The organism is Mycobacterium sp. 852002-51057_SCH5723018 (assembly GCF_001667035.1).
GTDB lineage: Bacteria > Actinomycetota > Actinomycetes > Mycobacteriales > Mycobacteriaceae > Mycobacterium.
Map to the genome: position 1 here is coordinate 26,530 of NZ_LZIR01000109.1, position 8,623 is coordinate 35,152.

The window sequence follows — 8,623 nt, forward strand, 5'->3', positions numbered from 1 at the left end:
GGAAACCCCAGAAAACTACTGCTCCGCTGGGAACCCGCGCGGGTCGCTGATCGTTGAGCAGATGTTCGCACAGCTCGAACCCACAGTCATAAGAGAGGATCCGACGGTGCGGGAGACAAGTAATCCGGTATTTCGTTCACTGCCTAAGCAGAGGGGCGGATACGCGCAATTCGGCGGTGCCGCGGCCCCCATGGCCGGCTACCAGGCCGACCCCTACTTCGCTCCTTACCAGGAGACCAGGGCGGCCCGCCCGCTGACCATCGACGATGTCGTCACCAAGACGGGCATCACGCTGGGCGTGCTGACGGCCGCGGCGATCGTCTCGTACTTCTTGGTGGCCTCAAACGCCGCGCTGGCGATGCCGCTGACGCTCATCGGCGCGCTCGGCGGCCTGGGTCTGGTGCTGGTCGCGACCTTCGGTCGCAAGCAGGACAGCCCGGCGCTGGTGCTCAGCTATGCCGTGCTCGAGGGCCTGTTCCTGGGCGCGGTGTCCTTTGTCTTCGCCAACTTGACGGTGTCATCGGCCAACGCCGGCGCGCTGATCGGGGAGGCCGTGCTGGGCACCTTCGGCGTGTTCTTCGGCATGCTCGTCGTGTACCGAACCGGGGCCATCCGGGTCACGCCCAAGTTCACCCGGATGGTGGTCGCCGCGCTGTTCGGGGTGCTGGCCCTCATGCTCGGCAACTTTGTGCTGGCGATGTTCGGCGTCGGCGGCGGAACGGGCCTGGGCCTGCGCAGCGGCGGACCGTTGTCCATCATCTTCTCGTTGGTGGTCATCGCCATCGCCGCATTCAGCTTCCTGATCGACTTCGACGCGGCCGACCAGATGATCCGCGCCGGAGCGCCGGACAAGGCCGCTTGGGGCATCGCCCTGGGGCTCACCGTGACCCTGGTCTGGCTCTACCTCGAGATCCTGCGCCTGCTCAGTTACCTGCAAAACGACTAGCGCACGCTGACGAGAAAAACCGGCACGCCCACTGGCGTGCCGGTTTTTTCGTGCGTTGACGGCATTGCGTGTGCGCTGATGGCGGCGTGGGTCGGCGTGTCGCCACCCTGAATTCCCACCCAACGCCGCCTCGCCATGTCACAACTGCGACGGCTGGATGCGTCTGCTGCTTGTGAGCAGATATCCACTCGTGAAAGGCAGGACCATGAAGCACATTGTGATCATCGGTGCCGGCTACGCCGGCATGGCTGCGACGACACGCTTGGCGCGTCGGGTCAGGGGTCGCGACGACGTGCACCTCACCCTGGTCAACCCGCAGACGCGTTTCACCGAGCGGTTGCGGTTGCACGAGGCCGCCTCGGGCCGGCAGCTGGCCGATCTTCAGATCCCGGACATGCTCGCGGGCACCGATGTCGAGTTTCTACAGGGATGGGTCACCGGCATCGACGCCGACGCCCAAACCGTTCGTCTCGACGACGAGCGCACGATCAGCTACGACACACTGGTGTACGCGCTGGGCAGCGTCGCGGATACCCAGGACGTGCCCGGTGTCGACGAATTCGCCTACACGCTCGACAGCGCCCGCGACGCCGGGTTGCTGGCCCAGCAGCTGGACCGGCTCGGCTCCGGCACCGTCGTGGTGGCAGGCGGGGGCCTGACCGGGATCGAATCGGCGGCCGAGATCGCCGAGCAGCATCCGGGGCTGGACGTCGTTCTGCTGAGCCGGCAGGTGCCCGGGTCCGCCATGGGCACCAACGCGCGCGCCCGCCTGCACTCGGGGCTGGACCGGTTGGGCGTGCGGATCCGTGCCGGGGTCGACGTTGTCAAGGTCATGCCTGATGGGGTTGCCCTCGCCGACGGCGAGGTCGTCTCGGCGCGGGCGGTGCTGTGGGTGACGGGCGTGCGGGTGTCGCCGGTGGCGGCCGCCGCCGGCTTGTGTGTCGATGAGCGTGGCCGCGTCGTCACCGATGCGTCGCTGCGCTCGGTGTCGCACCCCAACGTGTACGTCGTTGGCGACGCCGCGGCGATTCGGCAGCAATACGGCCTCATGCACGGGACCTGCCAGAGCGGCATCCCGACCGGTCTGCACGCCGCCGCCAACATCGTGCGGGAACTCAAGGCCAAGCAGCCCAAGGGGTTCCGATTCGGCTACGTCCATCAGCCGGTGAGCCTGGGACGGCACGACGGCGTCATCCAGTTCACTCATCCCGATGACAGCCCGACGCGGTTCTATTTGGCGGGTCGCTGGGCCGCGGCATACAAGGAAACGGTCAGCGCGAGCCCGTGGACCACTTACCGTCTGCTCAAGTTGTTGCCCTGGCTGGGCGCGGTGACATGGCGGCGGGGTGGGAGCTTCACCCGATGAGCACCGACGAGCACACGTTCATCGAACACCGGAAACTGTTGTTCGCCATCGCGTATCGGATCCTCGGCTCGGCGGCAGATGCCGAGGACGTGGTTCAGGATGCGTGGCTGAAGTGGTCGGCGGCCGATCGGGGGCAGGTCGCCGACCCCAAGGCGTACCTGTCCCGCATTGTGTCGAACCTGTCGATGGAACGACTACGCTCGGCCCGGCACAAGCGGGAAACCTACGTGGGGCCATGGCTTCCCGAGCCCATCCTCACGAGCGTCGACACGGCTGAGGACGTCGCGGCCGCCGAATCGGTGTCGATGGCGATGCTGGTCGTGCTCGAGACGCTCAGCCCGCTGGAGCGCGCGGTGTTCGTCCTCAAGGAGGTTTTCGACTTCAGCTACGCCGAGATCGGTGCGGCCGTGGAGCGTTCAGAGTCGGCCGTGCGCCAGGCCGGCCACCGCGCCCGCAATCACGTGCAGGCGCGACGACCCCGGTTCGAAGCCGACCGCGACAAGAAACGGGCGGTCACCGAACGCTTCTTCGCCGCCGCAACCGGTGGCGACATCAACGATCTCATGCAACTGCTTGCCCCCGATGTCACGCTGTGGACCGACGGTGGCGGCAAGGTGCGCCAGGCGTTGCGCCCCATCGAGGGCATCGGCAAGGTCGCCGCCTGGCTGGCCGGCGTCACGCAACGACCTTACGAAGGCGTCGAGATCGCCGATATGACAGCCGAAGTCGTCGACATCAACGGCGGCCCGGGCGTCGTATTCTCCGCCGCGGGCCGGGTAATCGCAACGCTCACAGTCGAACTCGACGCCGACGGGCACATCGCCACCATCCACAACGTGGCCAACCCGGACAAACTCCACGCCGTCGCGGATGGGATCGAGCGGGGCTAGCTGAGCCGCTCGATCACCATCGCCATGCCCTGGCCGCCGCCGACGCACATGGTCTCGAGGCCGAGCGTCTTGTCCTGCGTCTGCAGGTTGTTCATCAGCGTCGTGGCGATGCGTGCGCCCGTCATGCCGAACGGGTGGCCCAGCGCGATCGCCCCGCCCGACACGTTCAGCTTGTCCTCGTCCATGCCCAGCTCGCGCGCCGAGCCGAGCACCTGCACCGCGAACGCCTCGTTGATCTCGTAGAGGTCGATGTCGCTGATCGACATGCCCGCCCGTTCCAGCGCCTTCTTGGACGCCTCGATCGGGCCGAGCCCCATGATCTCCGGCGACAGGCCGCTGACCCCGGTGGACACGATGCGCGCCAGCGGTGTGAGACCCAACTCCTTGGCCTTGGTGTCGCTGGTGATGACCAGAGCGGCGGCGCCGTCGTTGAGCGGACAGGCGTTGCCCGCCGTCACCGTGCCGTTGGGCCGGAACACCGGCTTGAGCTCGGAGACCTTCTCATACGTCGTACCCGGGCGGGGCCCGTCGTCGGTGGTGACCGTCGTGCCGTCGGGCAGCGTCACCGGGGTGATCTCGCGCTCGAAGAACCCGTTCTTGATGGCCTCCTCGGCCCGGTTCTGGCTACGCACGCCCCAGCGGTCCTGCTCCTCGCGGCTGATGCCGGTGAGGATGGCGACGTTCTCGGCGGTTTGGCCCATCGCGATGTAAACGTCGGGCAGCTTCCCGTCGGCGCGGGGGTCGTGCCACTCGTCGGCGCCCGCGGCCGCGGCGGCCGAGCGTTCCTGCGCCTCGTCGAACAGCGGGTTCTTGGTGTCCGGCCACGAGTCGGAGTTCCCCTTGCCGAATCGGGACACGGTCTCCACGCCCGCGGAGATGAAGGCGTCTCCCTCGCCCGCCTTGATCGCGTGGAAGGCCATCCGGGTGGTCTGCAGCGACGACGAGCAGTACCGGTTGACCGTGGTGCCCGGCAGGAAGTCGTAGCCGAGCTCGATCGCGACGACGCGGGCCATGTTGAAGCCGGACTCACCGCCCGGCAGCCCGCAGCCCAGGATCAGGTCGTCGATCTGGTGCGGGTTCAGCGCGGGCACCTTGTCGAGGGCGGCACGCACCATCTGGACGGCCAGGTCGTCCGGCCGCATGCTGACCAGTGACCCCTTCATGGCGCGGCCTATCGGCGAGCGAGCGGCGGAGACGATGACGGCTTCTGGCATGGCTGTTCCCTTCCGGTCCCTTCGGCGGCTGATGCGGGCTCGCTCCAAATAGGCGGCTGCAAGAAGGCGGACCGTGTGTCCACCCGCCGGGCTACGACAAATCTAGTCGCCGCCGACCGGTCGTCACGAAGACGGGGCTGGTATCTCGGTCGCCGGGCGCCGCCACAGCCGCGACATCACGCTCAGTGGCATGGGACCCTGACTGGGCGCCGGGGTAGTGGACGCCTCCAGCACGCCGGGCGCCGGGGTCTCGTCCTCTACCCCCAACCCGTCGCACAGCGCGCGGAGCAGCGCATCGGCGGCCAGCGCGTACGCGGTCGCCGAGGGATGGTAGCCGTCGGCGGAGAACATGAGGTCGCGTTTGGCCCGGAACTCGGGCGCCAGCAACCGCGCCATGGGGACCGGCACTCCGCCGGCCGACCGGACGGCGGCGGTCTGGGCGCGGGCAAGCTGCGAGGTCCGCGCATGCGCCAGCGAGCGAAGCGGCTGGGGGATGGCTGGGATCAGGCCCAGGTCCGGACAGGTGCCCACGACCACCACCGCCCCGCGGGAGCGCAGCCTGCGCACCGTCAGGGCCAGCCGCTGCGCGGACTGACTGATGCCGTTGAGTGCCGTGACGTCGTTGGCGCCGATCATGATCACGGCCGCGTCGGGCGGCGGCCCGGCCACGAACATCGCGTCGACTTGGCCCAGGACGCCCTTCGACGTGGCGCCGACGATGGCCTTGGTGCTCAGCCGGACGACCTTGCCGGTGCGCTCGGAGAGCCCGCGTGCGATCAGCACGCCCGGCACTTCCTCGGCGCTGGTGCAGCCGTAACCGGTGGCCGTCGAGTCCCCGAAGATCATCAGGTGCAGGTCGATGGGCATCCCGCGCAGCCACCGCTGCACGGGCCCGCCGCCGGGGGAATACACGCCGTCGGCGCGCGGCGGAATGTCCCAGGCCTTCGGAATGACGGTGCGCGTGTGTGCCGCCTGGCCAACCAGCAGGTTGCGTGCGCCCAGATAGGCCGTGCCCGTCGAGGCGAGTGCGCCCGCTGTGGCCAGGGCGATCGTCGAACGACGCGGCACCCGGATGGTCACGTCGTCGAGTTTAGTTCGGCTTGAGGGTTTGCGCGGGCTGCTTTTCTACAAAGTGGTCACGTTGTGAATCAAATGTGGTATCAAATCAGGTTCTTCAAACGTTGCCCACATAAAGGCCTGTCAAGCTAAGTCATGGGGCTGGCTGAACGCCCTGGCGATCGGGCTGAACCGGACGCTTAGCTGCCTCGTCACATGCTGTATCGCACTACAACGGCGTAGGAAGTGTTGAGCATGACCGCACCTAGCAAGGTATCCGGTTCACCCCGGAATACCATTCGGCCATATGAGGTCCTCAAAGCACGTAGAGTTGAGGCACGCAGATTTGCGATCAGCGACGGCGCACCGGTCGAGGTCCTCGAGTCCGGGCCCAGCGTCGCTGCCCGAGTAGCTAACCTGGCGTCGCGTCTGACGATCCGGCCGGTCCTGGCGGTCGGCAGCTACGCACCCACCTTGCCCTGGCCCTGGGGCCTCATCGATGCCGCGGCGAAAGTGCTGCTGCCGTCGGCCACCGTCCGCGAGACGGTGAGCTTGCCCAATTCGTCGGCGCAGCTGGTGCGCGCGCCCGGAGTCCTGCCCGCCGACGGCACCCGCCGCGTCATCGTGTACTTGCACGGGGGCGCGTTTTTGACCTGTGGAGCAAACTCGCACGGGCGACTCGTCGAGGCGCTGTCGAAGTTTGCTGACGCGCCTGTGTTGGTCGTCAATTACCGGCTGCTGCCCAAGCATTCCGTCGGGATGGCGCTCGACGATTGCCGCGACGGCTACAGCTGGCTGCGCGAGTGTGGCTACCAGCCTGACCAGATCGTGCTGGCCGGCGACTCCGCGGGCGGGTATCTGGCGCTCGCGTTGGCGCAACGTCTGCAGGAGGAGGGCGAGGAGCCAGCGGCGCTGGTAGCGATCTCGCCGCTGCTTCAGCTAGCAAAGGAATGCAAGCAGGCCCATCCCAACATCAAGTCCGACGCGATGTTCCCCGCCAAGGCGTTCGACGCGCTCGTCGCGCTCGTTGCTAGCGCCGCCGAAAAGAACATCGTCGACGGCAAACCCGAAGATATTTACGAGCCCCTCGAGCACATCAAGCCCGGCCTGCCGCGCACCCTGATCCACGTCTCCGGGTCCGAGGTGTTGCTGCACGACGCGCAGGTGGCGGCGAGCAGGCTGGCGGCCGTCGGCGTGCCGGCCGAGGTGCGGGTGTGGCCGGGGCAGGTCCACGACTTCCAGCTGGCCGCGCCGCTGGTTCCGGAGGCGATCCGTTCGCTGCGCCAGATCGGCGAATACATCCGCGAGGCCACCGGCTAGCGGCGCCGTCTCCGACGGCGCGGGTGTGCACCGCCCGAAACCGCCTGAGACGATGAACGCATGCGGATCGCGCAGCACATCAGTGACCTCATCGGCGGCACGCCGCTGGTTCGGTTGAACTCCGTCGTCCCCGAGGGGGCCGGCACCGTGGCGGCCAAGATCGAATACCTCAATCCCGGGGGCAGCGCCAAGGACCGGATCGCGGCGAAGATGATCGACGCCGCGGAGGCCGGCGGCGAGCTCAAGCCCGGCGGCACCATCGTCGAACCCACGTCGGGCAACACCGGTGTCGGCCTCGCCCTGGTCGCACAGCACCGCGGGTACAAGTGCGTGTTCGTCTGCCCGGACAAGGTCAGCGAGGACAAGCGCAACGTGCTGCTCGCCTACGGCGCCGACGTTGTCGTGTGCCCGACGGCCGTGCCGCCCGCCCACCCGGACAGCTACTACAGCGTCTCGGACCGGCTCGTGGGAGAAATCGACGGCGCCTGGAAGCCCGACCAGTACGCGAACCCGGAGGGGCCGGCCAGCCACTACGCGACCACCGGCCCGGAGATCTGGGCCGATACCGACGGCAAGGTCACCCACTTCGTCGCCGGCATCGGCACCGGCGGGACCATTACCGGCGCCGGCCGCTACCTCAAGGAGGTGTCCGGCGGTGCGGTCCGCATCATCGGCGCCGACCCCGAAGGATCGGTGTATTCGGGCGGCAGCGGCCGGCCCTACCTGGTCGAAGGCGTCGGCGAGGACTTTTGGCCGAAGGCGTACGACCCGACCGTGCCCGACCAGATCATCGCGGTGTCCGACTCCGACTCGTTCGACATGACCAGGCGGCTGGCCCGCGAAGAAGCGATGCTGGTCGGCGGGTCGTGCGGGATGGCGGTGGTGGCCGCGCTGAAGGTCGCCGAGGAGGCCGGACCCGACGCGCTGGTGGTGGTGCTGCTGCCCGACGGCGGGCGGGGCTACATGTCGAAGATCTTCAACGACGCCTGGATGTCGTCCTACGGCTTCCTGCGCGCCCGGCTCGACGGGTCGACCGAGGAGTACCGGGTCGGCGATGTGCTGCGCCGCAAGTCGGGTGCGCTGCCGGATCTGGTGCACACCCACCCGTCGGAGACGGTGCGCGACGCCATCGGCATCCTGCGCGAGTACGGGGTGTCCCAGATGCCCGTGGTCGGTGCCGAGCCGCCGGTGATGGCCGGCGAGGTGGCCGGCAGCGTTTCCGAACGCGAACTGTTGTCGGCCGTCTTCGAGGGCCGCGCCAAGCTGGCCGACGCCGTCGCACAGCACATGAGCCCGCCGCTGCCGATGATCGGCGCCGGTGAACTGGTCAGCGCGGCCGGAAAGGCGCTACGCGACTGGGACGCGCTGATGGTGGTGGAGGAGGGCAAGCCGGTCGGGGTCATCACCCGATACGACCTGCTGGGCTTCCTGTCTGAGGGGCCTCGAGGACTGAGCGGCCGACGCTGATCGAGCCTGTGACGCAGGTCTCGCCGCTCAGGTACTGTAATGCGGCCTAGTCAGCTACCGCAGTGGAAGGTTGCCCCATGACCGATCAGCCGTCGTCCGGCGAATCTCACCTGCCACCCACGCCATCGCCCGCATCGTCCGGTGGTGGAGTCCTGGGTCGCGCAGTACTGGTTCACGGTGTACTGGGTGACATCGGTGACGCACCCCGACTGCTGGGTGGCGAACATGATCCACGACCCGATGGCCTGCAGGACGACGTACGGCAGGTAGTCGATGACGAAGGCCAGCGCTCGCGAAACCCACGGGGCGTAGGCCTCCGTGGGCAGGGTGCGGATCGCTGGCCCGGGCGGCGGCGATCAGGCGA

At 68.1% G+C, this 8,623-nt stretch carries 7 protein-coding genes and 1 pseudogene; 5 read left to right on the forward strand and 3 right to left on the reverse strand.

Annotated features, from left to right (window positions below):
* Positions 1-106: 106 nt before the first annotated feature.
* The 3 genes from A5764_RS22090 to A5764_RS22100 all read left to right on the forward strand — a co-directional run bounded on the left by A5764_RS22090 (position 107) and on the right by A5764_RS22100 (position 3,202).
* On the forward strand, positions 107-946 hold the full coding sequence (locus A5764_RS22090; RefSeq protein WP_067117223.1) for a Bax inhibitor-1/YccA family protein: 840 nt from the start codon (positions 107-109) through the stop codon (positions 944-946).
* Positions 947-1,151: 205 nt separating this feature from the next.
* Positions 1,152-2,312, forward strand: coding sequence for an NAD(P)/FAD-dependent oxidoreductase (locus tag A5764_RS22095; RefSeq protein WP_067117195.1), 1,161 nt, complete (start codon positions 1,152-1,154; stop codon positions 2,310-2,312).
* The gene (locus A5764_RS22100) at positions 2,309-3,202 is read left to right on the forward strand and encodes an RNA polymerase sigma-70 factor (protein ID WP_156664807.1); all 894 of its coding nucleotides are present in this window, start codon (positions 2,309-2,311) and stop codon (positions 3,200-3,202) included. Before A5764_RS22095 ends, A5764_RS22100 begins: the two co-directional genes overlap by 4 nt.
* On the opposite strand, the gene A5764_RS22105 is transcribed toward A5764_RS22100, so the two are convergent.
* Positions 3,199-4,416: an acetyl-CoA C-acetyltransferase gene (locus A5764_RS22105; protein WP_067117202.1), complete on the reverse strand. Its 1,218-nt coding sequence runs from the start codon at positions 4,414-4,416 to the stop codon at positions 3,199-3,201. The genes A5764_RS22100 and A5764_RS22105 overlap by 4 nt on opposite strands.
* 123 nt (positions 4,417-4,539) lie before the next feature.
* Complete coding sequence (locus A5764_RS22110) at positions 4,540-5,484, reverse strand: SGNH/GDSL hydrolase family protein (protein ID WP_156664809.1); 945 nt, start codon at positions 5,482-5,484, stop codon at positions 4,540-4,542.
* 243 nt (positions 5,485-5,727) lie between these two features.
* Between A5764_RS22110 and A5764_RS22115 the strand changes: the two genes are divergently transcribed.
* The gene (locus tag A5764_RS22115) at positions 5,728-6,792 is read left to right on the forward strand and encodes an alpha/beta hydrolase (protein ID WP_067117207.1); all 1,065 of its coding nucleotides are present in this window, start codon (positions 5,728-5,730) and stop codon (positions 6,790-6,792) included.
* Between the two features lie 60 nt (positions 6,793-6,852).
* Positions 6,853-8,259 carry a cystathionine beta-synthase gene (locus A5764_RS22120; RefSeq protein ID WP_067117210.1) on the forward strand — a complete coding sequence of 469 codons (1,407 nt, stop codon included), beginning with the start codon at positions 6,853-6,855 and terminating at the stop codon, positions 8,257-8,259.
* A 122-nt stretch (positions 8,260-8,381) separates the two neighbouring features.
* On the opposite strand, the pseudogene A5764_RS30160 reads toward A5764_RS22120, so the two are convergent.
* Positions 8,382-8,612 (reverse strand): annotated as a pseudogene (locus A5764_RS30160) (RDD family protein); the annotation flags it as partial.
* Positions 8,613-8,623: the final 11 nt, after the last annotated feature.

Bases quoted from the DNA above. Each gene is read 5' to 3' on its own strand.
- A5764_RS22115 (WP_067117207.1), top strand. From the start codon at position 5,728: ATGACCGCACCTAGCAAGGTATCCGGTTCACCCCGGAATACCATTCGG.
- A5764_RS22105 (WP_067117202.1), bottom strand. From the start codon at position 4,416: ATGCCAGAAGCCGTCATCGTCTCCGCCGCTCGCTCGCCGATAGGCCGC.
- A5764_RS22120 (WP_067117210.1), top strand. From the start codon at position 6,853: ATGCGGATCGCGCAGCACATCAGTGACCTCATCGGCGGCACGCCGCTG.
- A5764_RS22095 (WP_067117195.1), top strand. From the start codon at position 1,152: ATGAAGCACATTGTGATCATCGGTGCCGGCTACGCCGGCATGGCTGCG.
- A5764_RS22100 (WP_156664807.1), top strand. From the start codon at position 2,309: ATGAGCACCGACGAGCACACGTTCATCGAACACCGGAAACTGTTGTTC.